Genomic DNA, 19,475 nt, shown 5'->3' with positions numbered 1-19,475 from the left:
CCTTGCGGTTATCGTTCCTGACCGAGGCGAACACGCGGGTCAAGGATGGAGTACATAATGTCCACAATCAGGTTAATGATGATGAACATAGTTACGGTGATGAGCAGGTAGGCAACGATAATCGGACGATCAAGTACGCCGATGGAGTCGATAACCAGCTTACCCATTCCCGGCCATGCAAAGATAGTTTCAGTAACTACTGCAAACGCAATAAGGCTACCGAACTCCATACCGAGAACTGTAATAACAGGAATCATGATATTCTTCATAACATGCAGCCCGATAACGCGGGTTTCTGATAAACCTTTTGCGCGGGCGAATTTTACGTAGTCCATCTGCATGTTTTCCTGCACACCGGCGCGTGTAAGGCGGATGGCAAGAGAAGTTTTAAAAAGGGCGAGGTTGGTGGCTGGCAAAATAAGATGCGCAAGACCGCCAAGCGTCAGGAAGCTTACTGGTATGCCTAGCAGCATTACCGTTTCGCCTCGTCCCCCTGATGGCAGCCAGTTTAGCTGTACCGAGAATATAATAATAAGCATAAGCCCGACCCAGAATGTTGGCAGGCTGAAACCAAGAATGGAAAAACGCATAATATTGCGTCCAATCCAGTGGTTTGCTTTCATACCGGCAACCATACCGAGTGGAATACCAAAAATTACAGCGATAAACATGGCGGTAAACGCAAGTTCCAATGTAGCCGGAAGACGATCAAGAATAACCTTGAGAGCCGGTTCGTTGTATACAAAGGAGTTACCAAAATCACCGTGGAGTGCGCCTTTAAGGAAAATGGCGTACTGATCCCACAGTGGTTTATCCAGTCCCAGTTCATGGACAGCGCGTGCGTATTCAGCCGGAGTTGCGTCTGGTGCAATCAGGATATCGATAGGGTTACCGATGTAGAATACGCCTACAAAAACCAATAGGGACATAACGAGCAGAACAACAGCGCTCTGCGAAATGCGACGTATGAGGAAAGCGAGCATAAATTGATGACGCTCCAAAAAAGCCAAAAGGGGTAAAAACAGGCTGAAGGGACGTGATGGTCACGCCCCTTCAGAATTATAACAATAAGAGTAGCTTATGATCGACACAACAGTGTCGTGATGTAAAGCTAAACCAAGATGCTATTTCACAACACTGATATGACGTGGAAGGGTGTAACCGTCAGTACGGCCTTTGTAGTCGAGGTCTTTTGTCATACCCCAAACGTTTACCTGATAGTGAACAGGGACAATGCCTACTTCACCAAGACTGATTTCAACACCTTCAATGAGAAGTTCGTTATGTTTTTTAGGATCAACAGTAACGAGTGCTTCTTCAAGCAGCTGGTCAACCTTAGGGTTGGAGTAGCGACCACGGTTAGCAGAACCGAAGCCTTTATCTTTGTCGTATGTGTGAAGCAGAGCGCTGAGGCAGTTGGAATGCTCACCGGTGTCAGTGGCCCAACCAAGAAGCATGAGGCTGAATTCAAGTTTGGAAGCTTTGCCGAAGTAAACACTCTTAGGCATTGTGATTACTTCAGTTTTAATACCAACTTTGGTCAGCATCTGAGCAATTGCCTGTGCGATATCGCCATCGTTTACGTAACGGTCGTTAGGGCCGTGGATGGTGATTTTAAAACCGTCAGGGTAGCCAGCTTCTGCGAGCAGAGCTTTAGCGCCTTTAGGGTCATATGCTTCAGGCTTAAGATTTTTACTTGTGCCCTCGTAACCTTCAGGAACCATCTGTGCGGCAGGAACAGCAAGGCCTTCCATGATGCGTGCAGCGATAGCTTTACGGTTAATTGCTTTAGAAATTGCTTTACGTACGCGTACGTCTTTCAAAGGGTTTTTGATTTTGTTACCGTTGTTGTCAGTCACCATAGGTGAATCATCGCGGTCAGAATCAAGGTGCAAGTAGATAAGACGTGTGGATGGAGACTTAGCAAGAGTGAGTCTTGAGTCTTTAGAAAGGTGAGCAACGTCTGCCGGTGGAACAAAGTTGATGAGATCAACGTCGCCGGATTTAAGCGCTGCTACACGTGTACCATCATTAGTAATAGGCTTAGCAATAATGGTTTCCCAAGGCTGTTTTTCGCCCCAGTAGTTATCGTTACGTTTGTAGATAATGGAGTCACCGCGTTTCCATTCAACCAACATGTAAGGGCCGGTACCGATAGTTGCTTTACCTGAGTTAAAGTCAGCTGTGGTAGCGCCTTCACCGTATTTTTTAGAAATAACGTTGAAAGTTGCAAGGTTACGTGGAAGAAGCGGGGAAGGGCCATCAGTGTGGAAGCGGATAGTAAGCGGGTCCACAATTTCAATTTCTTTAATGGCATTAACCATGGCTGTGAAAGAAGACGGGCTGTTAGGAACAGTAGGGATACGTTCGATGGTAAATTTAACGTCTTCTGCAGTAAACGGAGAGCCGTCGTGGAAAGTAACGCCTTCGCGGAGTTTAACTTCCCATACATTATCGCTTACTGGAGACCAGGAAACAGCGAGGCCCGGCATCAGTTTCTGACGTTCATCCTGACGGATAAGTTTGTCGAAAACATAAATTGCCTGTTCGTTGTTTGCATTCACGTTATGGAAATGCGGGTCAAGAGAGGTAGGTTCACCTTTCAGACCGATAGTCAACGTCTGTGCAAATGCACCGGAGGCGCATACGAGCAGCAGCATGCAGACGGTGACGATAGCCATAAATTTATTACGCATAAATATCTCCTTGCTTGTTAGTCTCACTCAAAACCGCGCGACTATACGAGAAATAAGCTTGAGAATCAAGAGAGTCTGAAGAAATCCGCATGAGTCGCCGCTTTTTTGCGGTGATTATATCTAAACCTGCCTAACTGTGCATACAATAAAAAGTAATTTCTGTCTTGCTGAAACTGACAAAAAAGTAAGGAATTAGATGTGATTAAGAATGTACGAAAGTTCATCAATGAGCATGAACAAAACATGGTCTTACTGCTTAAAAAATTAGTTGAAATAAATAGTTATACTGGAAACAAAGAAGGTGTGAATGCAGTTGCTTCGGTCATTCAGGAAGAATGCGAAGCAATAGGACTGCATGTTCGCCGCGAGTCCAGCGAGCAGGCAGGAGACAATCTCATAATTGAAACGCAGCTTCATAAGGAAGGCAAAAAGGGTATTCTTATGTGTGGTCACATGGATACCGTTTTCCCTCCAGAGCTTGGATTCAATACTTTCACGCACGATGACACAAATTTCTATGGTCCCGGTGTGGCAGATATGAAATGCGGTCTTGTTGAAGGTATTTATGTTTTAAAAGCGCTCGATGCTCTTAAGCTGCTTCAAGATATGTCCATAGTCTTCATCTGCAATTCTGACGAAGAAACTGGCTCAATTAATTCTTCTGAACTCATTTTGAAAGAAGCCAGAAACAGTTTTGTAGGATTCGTGCTCGAATCTACCAGAGCAGGCGGTGAGCTAGTTATCGGTAGGAAAGGGCGCATGACTTTTGAGCTGGAAGTTACAGGCCAAGCTGCACATGCAGGAAACGTCGGAGCAGCTAAGGTCAGTGCAATTCTCGAGCTCGCGCGGCAGATCCAAGCACTCGAAGAACTCAATGATCTTCCTCAAGGACTAAGCGTTAATGTCGGCAAAATTGAGGGCGGGGTTGGAGCCAACACCGTATCCGAAAAAGCGCGTGCCATTGTCGAGTTTCGTTACACCAAGAAGGATAGCGGCGACAAAGTATGGGAAGCTGTTCAACAGCTTGCAGCAAAGCCGTTCACCAAAGGTACATCATGCACCGTCAGAACCATTACTGCGCGTCCTTCAATGGACACCAACGATGCAATCCTCGGCCTCTATGACATGATCAAAGAAATTGGCACCAAGCACGGGTACGACATTCAATGTGCCCAGTGCGGCGGCGGTTCCGACGCAAACTTTATTTCTCAGACCGGAATTCCAGTCATCGACGGAATCGGCCCCATAGGCGGCAAGCTACATTCTGTGGATGAATATCTAGTATCTAGCACTGTTCCGGAGCGAGCAGTCCTCGCAACGCTCGTTATTGCCAAGGCTTGGGATTTGTACTGCTGCAAATAAGTTGCGATAGCGGTAGCCTTCGGCGAATCTACGGTGTTTGCCTTTGGCGAGCCTGCGACGCTGCCTCCGGCGGCTGGGCTGGAAACTTTGCAAGTTTCCCCCCAGACCCCCCTTCAAACTTTTTATTATGCGAGACCAGCCCGTTGTTTATATGATCACGCGGCTTATACTCCACTACCTTTCGTTAACTGAGAAAAGGCTGTCCTTCGTATGAAGGACAGCCTTTGTTATTTATTCAGACAGTGAAACCAACTCTCGGAAAGATTACCCTCTTGTTTGCCTCACCCGCTAAAATACCTTTGATACGATAAAAGCGAGGTAGCTTTTTCGTGGCTTCTAACGAGATAAGTTACGAACTGAAATCACGTATAATCGGGGTCAAGGGGCAAGCCCCTTGCGGGTGCAGGGCAGAGCCCTTGCCCGTCGGAGACATTCCGCTGATAAGCGTAGTCGAAGACAACCGGAGGCTCGTCCAAGCCCGCTGTCGGAGACAGAAAAGCATCGAAGACACAAAAAGGTGGAGTACTTGATACTCCACCTTTTCTTTTGGCCGTGTATTCCGGCTGAACGTTGCGACAGAACATGTAGGTAAGTGTAAAAACTCTTACGCCAGAAACAGAAGTACTCGTTGCGGTTTGCTTACTTAGCGATTGGCTCGGAGTGGAAAGTTTTGGAAACGATAATCCATTCACCGTTGTTCTTGATAAGAGAAAGGTAGTCGGTGAAGAGGCGATCAACGATTACGAGGTTAACTTTAACCATAGCGTAGTTAGCGTTGATGAAATCGATAGCGAGAATGTTGTCTTCGCGTGCCACACCAGCGTCTTTGGAAGACTGACGGCTTGCGATACGTCCTTTAAGAACGTCGCGGCCTGCGATTGTTACTTCGCCGTTATCGATAAATGAAATGTGAGCGCCGGGATGGAAAACTTTTTCCATGGTATCTGCGTCACCTTCGTAAAGCATTACAAAGTAAGTTTCTAAAAATTCAATAATTTCTTTAATTTCAGCTTGCATGTCTTTTTCCTTGCAGAGGGAAACAGCGGGTATCGTTATGGGCGATATCTGCTGCTATCGAAAAACACAGACCCTAGATGCGCTAGCTGTGTTTTTCGGTAAAAGTATACTGTTTGTTCTGTCGCAAAATTCAGCCAGAATCGACCAAGGGAACACGGTTCCCTATTATGAAATCATATCTCTGCATAGATTGATTCTATGGGATTGGATGTTAGGATAGCTAAAAAATGTTGTCCACCGAAAAGACCGTGTTGTAGAAAAGAAATGCGCAGGTAGAGAATGGTGTACGGTGGTTTCAATACTGCAACAATGTTAAGCAATGCAGTTTTAAATCTATTCAAATTTGAATAATACAATGAAAAAAGCCTTACAAAAAATATGTAAGGCTTAAATAAGCTGTTATTACATTGTCTGGAGGTCATGAAACTTCGTGGGACAAAGAGCACCTGCAAAAAGGCTGCTGATGGACAGCGGTAATGTAATACAAACTTAGTAAAAACTATTTTCGATAATCGGGACGGCGAACGCAAAATGCTGCGTATTCGATGAGTGCGTTAATATCGTATACTGGAAGGCCGACACGTTTATGAACAGCGTGTGAGAACGCCGGAAGATCGGTGCATTCGAGGATGAGTGCATCAAGATTGTGCTCTTTTACAAGAGTGTCGGCTGCGTCGCAGATTTCATCTTCCATGCGATCCATATCGATATCGTCGTTTCTGCCTTCAATGATGGTATTCCAGAAGTAATCGTATCCTTCCATGCCTTTGATGACAAAGTCATTAATGTCGGAATTAACACCTTTGAAGTGTGCTTCTGTGAGCGCTTTGTTGCTTGCGGTCAGAATACCGATGTTGGCATCTTTACCGTGCATTGTGCGAACCATTGGAGCTTGCACGAGGCTTGAAACGAGCACTGGAATGTTTACTTCCGCTGCAATTTCTTGCTGGAAGCGAGCCATAAAGCCACAACTTCCGGTGATGGCTTTTACGCCTTCAGCTTCAAGTTCTTTTGCTGCATCAATAAACGGCTGCATGAGATCCGGTGTCGGATTAAAAAGCAGGCGAGGGATATCAATGTTTTTGAGAACCTTGTGCACTGTCGGAAAATTAAACGTGTAATGGTTGCGCAGGTGACCTTTTGGCTTCGCGAAAGAAGATTCAAGGCAAATGATACCCACTGGTACGTCTTGATATAAGTAGCCGCCTTTCAACATAACATTTCTCCAAACAAAAAAGTTAGACTCAGCCTAGAGTGGCAAAGGCTGAGGAGTGACCGGCACGGACTTTTGCTAACGTATCCGTGCCGGAGCTTTGCGGAAGAATCACTCCATGCGTCCTTGGCTAAATAACTGTCAGTTGTCGTTGTCCGATAGACAGTGAATGCATTGCAGCCGGTTGTGGCAATGTGTTGTCTATGAGGAGGCAAGCATCCACTGGGATAGTGGTGGAATACCGGAACAACTTCAAATGACGAAAGAAACGTAAAGGTTGATACAAAGCTGCACTGAGCTGACTGTTTCAAAAAAATCGTAGCGTATGGATGTTGCGATTTGACTTTTTGTCACGTTTTGCACTGCACAGGCTTGTCTCAATCAATAAAGCAATGCTTTGTAAGTAACCTTACGTTGTTTCTAATTACTTTGCTTCGGGAAAATCACGTAATTCACGAACTGTAATCGGTCTAATTGGTGGACGAATGTTCAATGCTCCAACATTAGGAACTTCACTGCCCAGTGCTTCTGCTGCAATTTCAGCAAGCGCTGCGCCGCACATTCGTCCCTGACAAGGCCCCATGCCACAACGAGTACGTAATTTTATTTCGTTCACGTCGTGGCAGCCTTCTTTGACAGCCTGACGAATATCGCCTGCAGTTACGCCTTCGCATCGGCAGACAAGTACGTTGTCAGCAACGTCGAACAGGCCTTTTTTAGGTGCAAAGAATGCATCAACAAAGCCACGAGGTGCGAGGGCTTTGAAGAGGCGCTTCTTAGCTGGCTTAATTTGAAGCTGTGCGGCACTTTCGTTGAGTCTTTTGATATGACGGGCAACATCGATACCGGCAAGCTCGCCTTTGGCAGCGGCAGCATAAACACCATGGACTTTCTGTCCGTCACCTACAACGTAGATGGAGTCTTTGCTGGAGCGACCGAATTTGTCTGTTTTTGCATACCAGTAACGCTGTGTTTTATCCCATTCATGCTCAAGCTGAAGCATACGGGAAACGTGCGTACGTGGAAGCATGCCTTCGTGGACAAGCAAGGTTGCTGCTTCGAGTGTTTTGGTTTTGCCACCGTGGTTGAAGGTAACTCTTTTAAGTTGTTCATCACCTTCTGCCTTGATGTCACTGGCACCCATGTACTGCTTTACGCCGCTGCGGAACATGTTCACTACCATTTTGAGTCCCTTCAAAAGGAAAGGAACATCAACCAAGGCTTGTGGCATGTGCAGCATGGATGTGGCTTTGTTCTGGATGGGGCTTGTATCCAGAACACCTGCGATTTCAACACCCAATTCCGTAAGATGGTTTGTAACCAGCGGAATAAGAGGGCCGTTGCCCGCAATGACAACAGGGCCGTGCGGTACCATACCTGCACTTTTGTATAAAAGGTCGGCAGAACCCGCACTCATTACCCCCGGTGTAGTCCAGCCGGGGAATGGTACAGGGCGTTCCATTGCGCCAGTGGCAACAATGATACACTGGGCTTTAATTTCACGTGCCGTGCCTTCGGTGCTGCAAAGTACGCGTCCAGGTTCTGCGTCCCATACTGTTGTCTTTGGCAGATAGAGTGCGCCGCTATTGTTGAAGCGGCCTACAAGCTCGAGACCGTCATTACGGTCTTCTTTAGACAGAAAGTTTTTGCTTGAATTTTTGCCGGATACTGAGCGGTAAATCTGACCGCCAGGCAACTCCTGCTCATCAAGAAGAACTACATCCAGACCATTTTCAGCGGCTGCGCTTGCGGCAGAAAGACCCGCAGGGCCTGCGCCGATAACGAGTAAGTCATACTGCTGCTGCATTAGTATTTCTCCCTGAGGGTATTCTGGCGTTTAACCTTCATTCCTTCACGTACAGTAACGAGACAGGACTGCTGGTTAGGGACACCGTCGATTTCCATCATGCACTCAAAGCAAACGCCCATGAGACATACAGGAGCACGGTTGTCACCTTTTACAGGGTTTTTGCCGGTGTGTCCGGCATGGCCGGGGCCGAGAACGGCAGCAGCTACAGAAATATCTGCAGGAACGGTAAGTGCTTCATCTTCAAAATAGATGGTTACGGTGTCCTGCGTATTAGTTTTGTTTGTAGACATGAAAAAAGCTCCAAATAAAGACTACGGCGAGCTACTTCTCGTCGAAACGTGAAAGCGTAAAGCTAGCTGCGGTTTTGCAGATATCGTTGCCCATAATGTAATCAGGCAATTCAGCGACATGGATAGCAGCGAGGGTAACAGCACTGTGGGCATTAAGAATAAAGCCGTTTTCGTGTCCCGGGATTTTATCGTAAATCGGGAAACCGTCTTTCGGCCAAACTCGCAGGCAGCTCCATGTACGGATGATGCGAAGATCTGCAAGAGCAGGCCAGATGTCTGTTGCCCATTTTGCAACATGGCAGAATTTTTCGGAATGGAGCGAAGTGTCTGTTCCCACGTATTCATGCTCGAAACCGATCATGATTGTGCCACCGCGTGTGCGGGTGATGCCGAGAAGCGGTGATGGCAGAATGTCCGGAACTCGTTCTGTAAGGAAAACTTGTCCTTTGTTCGGAACAACAGGAACGTCGACGCCGAATTTACCGGCGAGCTGACGGTTGCCAAGACCACCCGCAAGTACCAGACGGGTGCATTCAATCTTACCTTTGTCTGTTGTAATAAGGTAGCCGGAGTCTGTTTTGACTACATCAATCACGTTGGTGTCCGGAATAAGCGTGCCGCCAAGGTTGGTTATACCATGACGTAATGCGAACATCAGTTTCAACGGCTCCACAAGGCCGTCTTCTGCACACCATGTTCCGCCGGTAACGTTCGGGCCGAATGTGACGTTAGGGAGCTTTTCTTCAAGCTCTTCACGAGTCATCATTGTGCCGGGATATCCTTCATCGCCTGCTTCTTTACGGAGCGCGTCAAGATAGTCACTGCGTTTTGTAAATTCTTCTTCACCAAGGCAGGGGATAATGCCGCCGGACTCGGTGTATTCGATGTCGATGCCGGAAGTTTCTTTAAGATCTTTGGCAAGGTCGCCAAAAAGCTTGGAAGAATTGAAGCACCATTCAACATAGTCTCTATTGCCCAGCGCCTTTGACTGGCACCAGACGAGCCCCATGTTGCTTCGGGAGGCTCTGTCTACAGGAGGTGTTGCGTCTACTACGCCAACGCTGACCCCTTTTTTAGCAAGCCCGTAGCCCACAGCTGCGCCGGTGACGCCGCCGCCCACAATGAGCACATCAAAATTCTGTCGCATTATGCGATCCTCTTTTTTCCTGCAGTAACGTCGTATCTGCTAAAAAATATTTTTAAGCAGCATCCAGATTTCCGGTGCAGTCTCCGTAATCTGGAGATAATGAGTAAATAGAAAAAAAGTAGCTGGCAGAGTTACTCCGGCAAGGTTTATGCCGCCGGAAGTACGCCATGTTACGGCTTTCTGTAAGCTATTGCGTCAACTTCAATCTTGCAGTCGCACATCATAGTTCCCTGAATGGTTACTCGTGCCGGTGCGTGCTCAATGTCGAAGAATTCAGCGAAAACTTTATTAAATTCAGCAAAGTCACGCGGGTCATCAATCCATACGCCTACGCGTACAACGTCTTTCATTTCGTAGCCGGAGTTGGTGATGACAGTGACAAGGTTCGTTAAAGTGAGGCGAGCCTGATCAATCATGCTGCCGGCGTTTAATTCACCTTTTGCATCGCGAGGAACCTGACCGGTAACGTAAAGCCAACCATTTGCTTCCACCGCGTTAGAAACAGGAAGTCTTGGGTGTGTTCCGTGTCGTGTAATTGCAGACATTGTATGAATCCTTTTTGTTCTGGGTACTCATGGTTCATTGAACCTTAAAGTGCCGATGGATAATGGTGGCCTGCGTTCTGGCGCTATGAAGGATTTTCCTAGAACGCAGGCACCACATGTACGCTTACGATTAAATCGAAGCAAAAAATTGCAATCTTTTTTATGTAGAATCAGCAGGTTGGCCCTGTCGTTTTGTTGAATCTGATTGTTGTGCAATTTGACTGTGTAATTCAACAGGGCACATAATTGAAAATAATGGCCGCCTGCAGCGCAGGCGGCCGCTTATTCTAATCTTTTTTGCCTAAGCTTTTTACCCAACCTACAACGTTTACGGCTACCCATGCGCCACAAATGATGTTGAGTACAAAGGAGGCATAGATAACGTATTTAACGATAACTTCCATAATTCCTCCTAAAGAAGCTGTTCAGGTACGAATGCACCTTTAGGCTCTTTGTTTTTGGTTGCCATATGAACGATGAACAGAACGGCACAGTTAACAAGAATACCAACAAGGTTAGCCGGGATGCCATATGGCTCGTGCAGCACTTTATCACCCCAGATAAGACAGGATGCGAGGCCGAAGACAATTGCAGGTGCACCAGCGTATGGAGAGATCTTGATTGTACCGAGTTTACCGGAAAGGGCGATAAGCAGTGGAGGAAGAACGGCTGATGGCCAGAGTTTGAATACGTAGACCATGAGACCGAATACATCCTGGAAAAGGACAGCAACGGCGATAGAACCACCACCGATGATCAAAGTAGCCCAACGGGACTGCTTGAGCATTTCCTTCTGTGATGCCGCTTTGTTGATGAATTCGTTATAGATGTCACGAGTGTAGATAACAGCAGCAGTGTTGATGAAGGAGTCACCAGTGGACATAACCGCAGCGAGCAGTGCACCGAATACGATACCGGCAAGCCCCATAGGTAATGTGTCACGAACAAGGTTGGTCATTGCAAGACCAGGCTCTACGTTTGGTTGCAGAACGAGGGAAGCAAGGCCGATACCTGCTGTTGTAGCAAGGAAGAAGCCGTAGTAACCGGCAAAGATGAGAACACCTTTTTTCGATTCTTTTGCGGATTTTGCCGTTGCGTATCGCTGAATAAAGTACGGAGCACAGAATTCACCAAGCAGGAACGCCAGGAATAATCCTAAGAATTGTAACGGAGTCCAATCTGCAAATAGCTGGAGCTTGGCTGCCATTTCAGGTGTTGAATGCAGCACTTCCATGATGTGGTCGTAACCACCGGCATTGTTCATAGCGAGGATACCACACAAGGAGATACCGACTGCGAGAACAACGTACTGGACAGCGTCTGTCAGTACTACCGCCAGCATACCGCCGGACCATGTGTAGGCAACAGTAATAACGGAAGAAAGAATTGCGGCTGGAATAATATCCATGCCTGTGGCGGTCTGAAGAATTCGACCCATAGCAAGAATCTGAACCCCGAACAGCGCGAGGCAGAACATAAATGCTACGATACTTGAAAAAAGGCGTCCCATACGACCATAATACAGGCCAAATATGTCACCAATACTGTAAATGTTTTTACCGGCTTCACGCACTTTGCCTGCGATGAAAAAGCCGGACCAGAACTGGTTGATTACTACCCCGATAAGACCAGCAAATACAATAATGCCTGTCTTATGCATAAAGGCAATTCGACCAATCGTTGCACCACCACCACACAGTGTTGCAGCGATTGTAGCAAACAGAATCGCAGTTGGCACACTACGACCAGCAACAGCGTAATCGTCGAAGTTTTCGACCTTACTCATTGTGTAGATGCCCATCCAAATGACAAGCCCGAAGTAAAGAAATACTACGAGCATGTCTAACCAGTGAAGTCCCATGCATACTCCTCATTGTTTGATCGCTAATCGACATAAAGTCGTCAACAAATGACAGAATAGCGAGATTATTTTCGCACACTATTCAAAGACTGCATTTGCTATGAGCAAGGAGTATACCACTTGATTTTGTGAGTGTAACTGTATGATATTCTTAAAATAGTGCAGAAATTGTGATTGCTGCTTAATCTGTAATATTATATTACAGTTGAGTGAATGTTCAATAAAAAAACAGGGCTGGAGCGCCCTGTTTTCGGTAAATAACAAAATTGTTTTTGTGCAATGACTCAGTGTGTAACGAATCTTTACATGTAATGATATGTTACATCAGTTTTGTGAAAGGTCATATTTTTTAAGCTTTCTATACAGTGTCGGTCTGCTTACACCGAGAGAGCGTGCTACTTTGCTGATGTTACTATCATTTTCATCCATCAAGCGCGCGATAAGTGCCTGTTCCATTTCTCCCAACATTGCTTCACTATTTGTATCCAAATTAGCGACTTCTGCCGGAACATTTGCGTGGTTTGAATGGTCACTGCCAGACGCAATATTCTGCGCTGTTCGCGTGTCTGTGTAATCAAGTCCAAGGTCATCCGGCATGATCACACGTTGCTCACAAATGTTTACTGCGCGTTCCACAGCGTTTTCGAGCTGGCGGATGTTGCCGGGCCATGTGGCCTGTGAAAATGCCTGCAGGGCAGAGCTGCTGTATTCCAGATCAGGCTTCCCGAGACGAGGGCGGATTCGGTGAAGAAATGCTTCGGCAAGTGTCAGCACATCATTTCCACGATCACGCAGCGGTGGAATTGTAATATTCAATGTACTGATACGGTAGAATAAATCTTCACGGAAGGTTCCGCGTTTAATTGCTGTGTCGAGATCTACATTGGTTGCGGCAATAATGCGCAGATCAACTTTTATGGTTTGCATATCTCCGACACGGTTTACTTCGCCGGATTGCAAAGCTCGTAAAATTTTTACCTGCATATCAAGGGGCATGTCCCCGATTTCATCTAGGAACAGTGTGCCGCCATCTGCCAATTCAAATTTACCCGGGCGTCCGCCTTTACGTGCTCCGGTAAATGCACCTTCCACATACCCGAACAATTCACTTTCAAGTAATTCGTTAGGAATAGCACCGCAGTTGATGACAACAAATGGTTTGTTGTGTCTTGGGCTGGCATTATGAATTGCCTGCGCAAATAATTCCTTACCCGTGCCGGTTTCGCCATGAAGGAGCACTGCTGCATCACCGCGTGCGGCTGCGTTTGCAACCTTTTTAGCTTCTTCAAGTGATGAACTGGAACCGATGATAGAGTTGAACGTGAAACGAGCCTGAGAACCCGCCATTTCGTTTGCTAATTGCAAGATCCTGTCGTGTTCAACGACTAAGAGCATACCGCCTGCACTTTCGCCATCAGGCATTGTGATAGGGTCGAGAGTGCAGACAAGTTGAAAGCGCGAATCGCCACGAATGAATGTTACTTCCCTTTCTGTGAATCCTTGTTTGGAGTGCAGGGTCTGCTTCCAGTTCATGCGTGTGCGTGTGAGCGCAGAAATATTAAGGGACTCTTGAGAATCCTGACTGTGAAGAGAAGCGCTGCTTGCATTGCTTTGATCAAGTCCAAGAAGCGCTGTAGCTTTTTTATTGATCTGAACAATATCTCCATCACCGTTGAGAGTAATGATCCCTCGCTGGTCGGATTCCATAAGTGCAGTCATATATGTGTTTCGGATTGCTATTTCGCGTGCTTTTTCAATCTCACCAATCTGAGATCGAATTGCCTTTGCGGTGAGAATAACCATACCGAGCGTGTGAATATGTACAGCGCTGGCTAAGCCGCTCAAGGCAATGACGCCAAGGAGCTTGCCGTTGTTGTCATGTACTGGCGTGGCAGAGTTGGTAATCTGATGCGCGCGTTTGCAGAACATTTCTTTACCGGAAATTTGAATAGGGATGCCTTCAATGAGAACGAGGCCGATACCGCAAGTACCTACAGCTTCTTCTGTCCAAAGATAACCGGGCATGCAGTTACCTTTCTTGTAATGCGCGAGCAGGTGAGCATCTCCCAACGTATGGAGAACATATCCGTCTGCATCAGCAACAGCCATACAGAAACCTGAACCCTGTAGAATTCGGTACAAGGTGGACATCTGTGTGGTCACAAGGTCGTAGAACGGCTGGCTGTCTTTTATCCGCTGCCGCAGCATTTCGGGTGATATTTTATATTTTTCAGGAGCAGAAGTTTGATTAGGGTCGATTCCCGCTGCTCTGGAACGAGCGTGGGATTCTTCGATGATTTGTACATGGCTGCGCGCTTTGAATTGCGTGCTTACAAATAGCTCACTGCTCTGAGCAGCGTCGTGTCGTGAACGGTTGTTCGGCATTACTTCTTCCCCCAACAGAATAAGCAAAATAGGTGTAACATTTTGTTACGGTATACCCTGTGTATTGCGTAGAAAAAGTGTAAATGCAAGCGAGAATAAATTGAGTAATATCAGACAAATAAAAAGCCCCGACACCTAAGTGCCGGGGCTCATTATATCATCTATTGCGTTGTACTAAACAGATTCGTGTGCAGTACGTGCGATGAGGTCGTTCTGGAGATCTGGGGACAGATCTACGAAGTATGCAGAGTAACCTGCGATACGAACGATAAGGCTACGGTATTTTTCTGGATCTTTCTGAGCAGCAACCAAGGTATCTTTGTTGATAACGTTGAACTGTACGTGCCAGAGTTTAAGGTCGCAGAAAGTACGGATGAAGGAAACGAGTTTATCGGTGCCTTCTTCGCCTTCAACACACTTCGGAGTGAACTTGATGTTCAACATACGAGCAGCGCGATCGCGGTGGCCGTAGTTTTTAGAAGTGTAGTTAGAAAGAAGAACTGCGGTAGGACCGTTGTGGTCAGCACCGTGAGATGCAGATGAACCATCAGAGAGAGCAGTCCAAGCAAGACGACCGTTAGGAGAAGCACCAACTACTTTACCGAAAGGTACGTGGGAGGTGAACGGTACGTAACGTACGTCGTTGTGCATGCCGAGTTCTTTAGCGTATTTCTGACCGTAGAGAACGTTGAGGCTATCAACTTTGTTCGCTACTTCATCAGCGTACACGTCGTCGTTGCCGTAGCAAGGAGCGGTCATGAGGAGCTGACGAACGTCTTCTTTACCTTCGAAGTTGCAATCACAAGCTTCGATAACTTCTTTCATAGTAAGTTTTTTGTCTTCGAAAACGAGTTTCTTGATAGCGCAGAGTGAGTCTACGAGAGTACCAAGACCCATGTGCTCGAAGTAACCCATGTTGATTCCTTCAGGAATCTGTGGGGTATGGAGATCAACACAATGCTTCATGCAGAGGTCGTGCATTGCGGAACCCATTGGCTGAGCAAAGTGCTTAGCACGAAGGTTGTTGATCACGTACTGCTGGTAGAATGCAGTCTTGAGGAAGTGGTGATGCTGTTTTTCATAAGCATTCCAGAATTCGTCCCAAGAGTTCATTTCGAGTGGGTTGCCGGTTTCGAGGCCGAGAACTTCGTCGCCATGTTTGAGCATTTTGCCGTTGTGCAGAACCATTTCGAGAGCTGCTACGAAGTTGATGTATGCACCACCGGATGTGTATGTGTCGCGGTTAGGCATACGTGCTTCGGTACAACCGGAAACAGCGTAGTCGTATGCTTCAGCAAAGGTTGCACCTTTGGAAACATAAAGAGGTACTACTTCTTCATCGTTGATGAGTTTAGGGAAGCCGGAGCCGTCCTTAATAGTCTCAGCAACGTCAGCGAGGTAGCGCTCTGGGGAACGGGAGTGAATACGCGCTGCAAGGTCAGGGTAGTGAAGCGGGAATTCACGTTTTGATTTAAGGAACATGTAAGTCAGTTCGTTGGTTGCGTCGCGACCTTCTGGAGTCTGACCACCAATTGTTACTGCTTCCCAGTGAGCGTAGCCTTCGTTGAAAGCGCCACCGGTAGGGGAAACGTAAAGGTCGATGAACTGTGCCATACCAACCCAGAGACACTCGAGAAGTTCAAGAGCTTTCTCGTCGTCGAGGATGCCAGCTTCTACGTCTGCCTGGTAGTAAGGGTAGAAGTACTGGTCCATACGGCCGTTAGATACGATTGTACCAGTTTTCTGCTCGATACGAGAGAACATCTGGGTGAACCACTGGGACTGAACAGCTTCGTGGAAAGTACGAGCTGGGTGCTCAGGAACGTGAGCACAAACTTCAGCCATTTTCTCGAGTTCAGCTTTACGAACTGGATCAGATTCTTTCTTAGCAAGTTCAGCTGCGAGTTCTGCGTGACGGCGAGCCCAAGTGATGATTGCATCACAAACGATTACGATACCTTCGAGGAAAGGTTTTTTCTCAACGTTATCGATAGGGGAAAGCGGATCGAGAGCTTCGATTTTTTCGAGAGCTTCTGCTTTAATGCCACCGAAACCACGTTTGAGGATCTTTTCGTAGTCGTGAACCCACTGAATGGAAGAACGGAAAGAAGAAGTTTCGTTAACGATGAAGCGGGAGTTAAGACCTTCAGGATCATCGTAAGAAAGTTTGTGAACTTCTTCAGGGAAAGATTTGTTGAGAGCTTCGTGGTAGGTTTTGCCCTGCCAGTAAGGAGCGATCTCTTCAACTACTACTTTAGCATCTTCAGGAGTAATAGAGAAAGGAGACTCGGTACGGTTTGGAAGATCTTCAACTGCAACACCAAGGAAGTCACCGTCAAGTTCAGGGTAGAGCAGACCGTAACGACCTTTTACACCACCACGACCACAAATGAGGTTGTCTTCGTCGATGTAAACGGTGATGTTTTCAGCTACGTGCTTCATTGCTTTTGCCCAACGCAGGCAGAGCATTTCACCTTCGGTCTCTTTCATGGACTCGGTGAAGTATTTAGCACGTTCAATGTCGATCATTGGACGAACGTTGTCGAAGGTTTCGAGGATTTTAAATACACGCGGGTGGGATGCGCGGTAGATATCTTCTTTGCCTTCAATTTTATCGAGCAGACGCTGTTCGTGAGGTGATACACAACAAGACATAACTGACTCCTGTGAATTAGGTTCAAAGTAGGCGACACATATAATATGTGCGGTACCTGTGGGTTAAAAATGCTGCGGCCGCTGTGTGCTCAGCAGCAGTAAATTTTGATTCTCTTTAATGAGGGTGCGGTCTTCGGTAGCTATTTTCAGTGATCGTTAGAACAAGCTACTGTGAGATTCGCGCCCTGTGGTTTTCTTAGAGCAAAGGTGATGCCAACATGTGCCGAAAGAGCGTTTTTAGTTACTATTCGGGGCAAAAAAAAACGTTTTCATGGGGCGGGGAGGGTATTGATGAATTGCAAAAGAGGTTCAAAAAAATTGAAACACTGCCTCAATCCTATTGAATAAAGCGGAGTTTAGGCTTTTGAGCTTGGTGATGTTTTTAGCGTTTTGCCCGTGCCGGAATTAAATTCGATGAAGGCACGTTTGCTTTGTGAAAAATAGCTCGTAGAGAAGAGGGGGAATTGGAGGGGGTGTCTCGATTGTCTGAAATGACTGTAAAAGCGTTGCCTTGTTGCAACATTCTGAGAATGAAAGTTGAGTACGTACGTAAAATCAGTATGTTATGTTTAGTTGCATATTTGCCACTATCGTTTGTGATTTGCATCGTTGCAACATCTTATCCAAGCTCTTTCTATAACATGTTATAATTATTGATTTTGCATTATTGTGAGAAATGATTTTGTTCGACTATATAATGATATGATGATTTTTGTGTATTGTCTGTTCAATCAGTCAAGAGTGTGCGGTTTCCGTGCATATTATGCATGTTCGAAATCAAATAGGCTCGTGGATAAATTTCACAGCGTTTAACTCAGAGGATGAAAGAGATGGTGAGTAGCTGTTTTGCTTGTGAAAAAATGATACAAGCGCATTGAGATGTTTCGCTGAATTGTATGAGTAATCACTGTAACTCGATGTTTTTAAAGAATAAGTCTTAAAAACAGCTAGTTGTCTATTGTTTGTACCTACTAAAAGGTAGAAAGTTTCGAAAAAACAGTTAGTAAGGGGTCTGATGCATTAATGCAACTAGTGTTGCTGCTGTGCATCTTTTGATTTTACTCGGCTTATCATCTTAGTATTAAAAGAAAAAAAACTTATAAGTTGCATTTTTGAAACGTTAAGTTAGCATTTTTGCAACTTGATAGGGACGTTTTTGCCCCAGATTGGCTTTTTTGCATGCTGAGGGGGGCTAGAAAGTCAGTACAATTTATGGCGCCTGTAAGCTTGATTTACAGTTTGCATCTTTTGTTTATTTTTTTGCTTCTAAGGCATTATATTTAAATGTTTTCTGTCTTGTATTAATTTCTTCTCGCCGTTTTAATTTCAAATAAGGAGGTGAACTGCGTGTACTGTGCTTGCACGAAAAATCACAAATAATAACAAAAAACGTGCCTATTGGCATTGGTATTGCTGTTATATACTCGGAACGTCTAACGGCTTTAAGACGTTCCGTGTTTTTTTCAATTTATTGGAGGACATATGCGCTATTTTATTAAATCCTTTATGTTGCTTCTCGTAGCTGCAGTACTAGTTGTCGGTGCTACATCTATGGATGCTCAGGCTCGCAAAATTACTCTTCGCCTCGGTCACCCGATGGCACCAGGTAACAACGTTACCCTTGGCTATGAGAAATTTAAAGAGCTCGTAGAAGAACGCTCTAACGGCAAGATCCGCGTTCAGCTCTACGGTAATGCTATTCTTGGTAGTGACCGTGTAACAATGGAATCCGCACAGCGTGGCACTCTTGCTCTCGCTTCTGCTTCTTCCCCGAACATGGCTAACTTCTCAAAAGCATTTATGGTTTTTGACCTTCCTTACGTAACCAGCCCTGAGTATCAGGAAAAACTTTACGCAGCTCTAGATAACGGAGAGCTCGGAAAGTACCTTGCGGCTGAACTTGAGAAGATCAACCTTAAGCCTATCATGTACAGTGAATACGGCTACCGTAACTTTGTTGCTACAAAGAACGAAATCAAGTCTGTAGCAGATCTTGCAAACATGAAAGTGCGTACCACTGCTTCTCCTGTAGAAGTAGCAGTAGCTTCTAAGCTCGGTATGAACCCAACCCCAATCGCTTGGGGCGAAGTTTACACAGCACTTCAGCAGGGTACCGTTGATGGCGAAGGTAACACCTTCTCCCTTCTCAACGATGCTAAGCACACCGAAGTTCTCAAGTACGCAATGGATTCTGCTCACAACTACTCAATGCACATTCTTCTTATGAACAAGAAGACGTTCGACGGTCTTACCCCAGAACTGCAGAAAGTAATTGTTTCTTCAGGCCATGACGCACTTGTTTACCAGCGTGGCATTACTGCTGACCTCGAAGTAAAAGCTGTTGAAGCTTTCAAAGCACAGGGCATTTCAATTCACAAACTCAGCGATGCTCAGCGTGCTGAATTTGTAAATCTTACACGCCCTGTCTGGGACGAGTTCTCTAAAGATATCCCTTCGGATCTTCTTAAGCTTGTTCAAGATACACAGAAGTAGT

The 19,475-nt window shown here is 46.1% G+C and carries 13 protein-coding genes; 2 read left to right on the top strand and 11 right to left on the bottom strand.

Features of this window, described 5'->3' with window-relative positions; all coding sequences use genetic code 11:
- Positions 1 to 8 precede the first annotated feature (8 nt).
- Positions 9 to 983 (bottom strand): ABC transporter permease, encoded by a 975-nt coding sequence (locus tag ACZ5V1_RS12785; protein WP_160711921.1) that lies wholly within the window; start codon positions 981 to 983, stop codon positions 9 to 11.
- A gap of 141 nt (positions 984 to 1,124) precedes the next feature.
- Positions 1,125 to 2,696: an ABC transporter substrate-binding protein gene (locus tag ACZ5V1_RS12780; protein ID WP_464389162.1), complete on the bottom strand. Its 1,572-nt coding sequence runs from the start codon at positions 2,694 to 2,696 to the stop codon at positions 1,125 to 1,127.
- A gap of 198 nt (positions 2,697 to 2,894) precedes the next feature.
- Here ACZ5V1_RS12780 and ACZ5V1_RS12775 point away from each other — a divergent pair, with 198 nt between their 5' ends.
- The gene (locus tag ACZ5V1_RS12775) at positions 2,895 to 4,058 is read left to right on the top strand and encodes a M20 family metallopeptidase (protein ID WP_464389161.1); all 1,164 of its coding nucleotides are present in this window, start codon (positions 2,895 to 2,897) and stop codon (positions 4,056 to 4,058) included.
- A gap of 639 nt (positions 4,059 to 4,697) precedes the next feature.
- Here ACZ5V1_RS12775 and ACZ5V1_RS12770 read toward each other — a convergent pair.
- The 9 genes from ACZ5V1_RS12770 to hpsG all read right to left on the bottom strand — a co-directional run bounded on the left by ACZ5V1_RS12770 (position 4,698) and on the right by hpsG (position 16,981).
- Positions 4,698 to 5,075 carry a nuclear transport factor 2 family protein gene (locus tag ACZ5V1_RS12770; protein WP_160711927.1) on the bottom strand — a complete coding sequence of 126 codons (378 nt, stop codon included), beginning with the start codon at positions 5,073 to 5,075 and terminating at the stop codon, positions 4,698 to 4,700.
- Positions 5,076 to 5,574: 499 nt separating this feature from the next.
- Positions 5,575 to 6,291 carry an aspartate/glutamate racemase family protein gene (locus ACZ5V1_RS12765; RefSeq protein ID WP_464389160.1) on the bottom strand — a complete coding sequence of 239 codons (717 nt, stop codon included), beginning with the start codon at positions 6,289 to 6,291 and terminating at the stop codon, positions 5,575 to 5,577.
- A gap of 421 nt (positions 6,292 to 6,712) precedes the next feature.
- Positions 6,713 to 8,095, bottom strand: a complete 1,383-nt coding sequence (locus tag ACZ5V1_RS12760) for an FAD-dependent oxidoreductase (protein ID WP_464389159.1) — start codon at positions 8,093 to 8,095, stop codon at positions 6,713 to 6,715.
- Positions 8,095 to 8,388 (bottom strand): (2Fe-2S)-binding protein, encoded by a 294-nt coding sequence (locus ACZ5V1_RS12755; protein ID WP_160711931.1) that lies wholly within the window; start codon positions 8,386 to 8,388, stop codon positions 8,095 to 8,097. Before ACZ5V1_RS12755 ends, ACZ5V1_RS12760 begins: the two co-directional genes overlap by 1 nt.
- A gap of 31 nt (positions 8,389 to 8,419) precedes the next feature.
- Positions 8,420 to 9,535 (bottom strand): NAD(P)/FAD-dependent oxidoreductase, encoded by a 1,116-nt coding sequence (locus tag ACZ5V1_RS12750; RefSeq protein ID WP_464389158.1) that lies wholly within the window; start codon positions 9,533 to 9,535, stop codon positions 8,420 to 8,422.
- Positions 9,536 to 9,705: 170 nt separating this feature from the next.
- Entirely contained in the window at positions 9,706 to 10,080 is a 375-nt protein-coding gene (locus ACZ5V1_RS12745; RefSeq protein WP_160711935.1) for a RidA family protein, read from the bottom strand.
- A 412-nt stretch (positions 10,081 to 10,492) separates the two neighbouring features.
- Complete coding sequence (locus tag ACZ5V1_RS12740) at positions 10,493 to 11,941, bottom strand: sodium:solute symporter family protein (RefSeq protein ID WP_464389157.1); 1,449 nt, start codon at positions 11,939 to 11,941, stop codon at positions 10,493 to 10,495.
- Between the two features lie 324 nt (positions 11,942 to 12,265).
- Positions 12,266 to 14,326 carry a sigma-54-dependent Fis family transcriptional regulator gene (locus ACZ5V1_RS12735; protein WP_464389156.1) on the bottom strand — a complete coding sequence of 687 codons (2,061 nt, stop codon included), beginning with the start codon at positions 14,324 to 14,326 and terminating at the stop codon, positions 12,266 to 12,268.
- Between the two features lie 174 nt (positions 14,327 to 14,500).
- Positions 14,501 to 16,981: a (2S)-3-sulfopropanediol dehydratase gene (gene hpsG, locus ACZ5V1_RS12730; RefSeq protein ID WP_464389155.1), complete on the bottom strand. Its 2,481-nt coding sequence runs from the start codon at positions 16,979 to 16,981 to the stop codon at positions 14,501 to 14,503.
- Between the two features lie 1,482 nt (positions 16,982 to 18,463).
- Here hpsG and ACZ5V1_RS12725 point away from each other — a divergent pair.
- A complete protein-coding gene (locus ACZ5V1_RS12725) occupies positions 18,464 to 19,474 on the top strand; it encodes a TRAP transporter substrate-binding protein (protein WP_464389154.1) in 1,011 nt (336 codons plus the stop codon).
- The last annotated feature ends 1 nt before the right edge of the window (position 19,475 follow it).

The organism is Halodesulfovibrio oceani subsp. galateae (genome assembly GCF_055397225.1).
Note: the sequence above shows the minus strand (reverse complement) of the source record. Positions and strands in the feature narration are given on the sequence as shown.

Excerpts from the sequence above, each read along its gene's own strand:
- ACZ5V1_RS12785 (WP_160711921.1), bottom strand. The coding sequence starts at position 983 with ATGCTCGCTTTCCTCATACGTCGCATTTCGCAGAGCGCTGTTGTTCTG.
- ACZ5V1_RS12780 (WP_464389162.1), bottom strand. The coding sequence starts at position 2,696 with ATGCGTAATAAATTTATGGCTATCGTCACCGTCTGCATGCTGCTGCTC.
- ACZ5V1_RS12770 (WP_160711927.1), bottom strand. The coding sequence starts at position 5,075 with ATGCAAGCTGAAATTAAAGAAATTATTGAATTTTTAGAAACTTACTTT.
- ACZ5V1_RS12765 (WP_464389160.1), bottom strand. The coding sequence starts at position 6,291 with ATGTTGAAAGGCGGCTACTTATATCAAGACGTACCAGTGGGTATCATT.
- ACZ5V1_RS12760 (WP_464389159.1), bottom strand. The coding sequence starts at position 8,095 with ATGCAGCAGCAGTATGACTTACTCGTTATCGGCGCAGGCCCTGCGGGT.
- ACZ5V1_RS12755 (WP_160711931.1), bottom strand. The coding sequence starts at position 8,388 with ATGTCTACAAACAAAACTAATACGCAGGACACCGTAACCATCTATTTT.
- ACZ5V1_RS12750 (WP_464389158.1), bottom strand. The coding sequence starts at position 9,535 with ATGCGACAGAATTTTGATGTGCTCATTGTGGGCGGCGGCGTCACCGGC.
- ACZ5V1_RS12745 (WP_160711935.1), bottom strand. The coding sequence starts at position 10,080 with ATGTCTGCAATTACACGACACGGAACACACCCAAGACTTCCTGTTTCT.
- ACZ5V1_RS12740 (WP_464389157.1), bottom strand. The coding sequence starts at position 11,941 with ATGGGACTTCACTGGTTAGACATGCTCGTAGTATTTCTTTACTTCGGG.
- ACZ5V1_RS12735 (WP_464389156.1), bottom strand. The coding sequence starts at position 14,326 with ATGCCGAACAACCGTTCACGACACGACGCTGCTCAGAGCAGTGAGCTA.
- hpsG (WP_464389155.1), bottom strand. The coding sequence starts at position 16,981 with ATGTCTTGTTGTGTATCACCTCACGAACAGCGTCTGCTCGATAAAATT.
- ACZ5V1_RS12725 (WP_464389154.1), top strand. The coding sequence starts at position 18,464 with ATGCGCTATTTTATTAAATCCTTTATGTTGCTTCTCGTAGCTGCAGTA.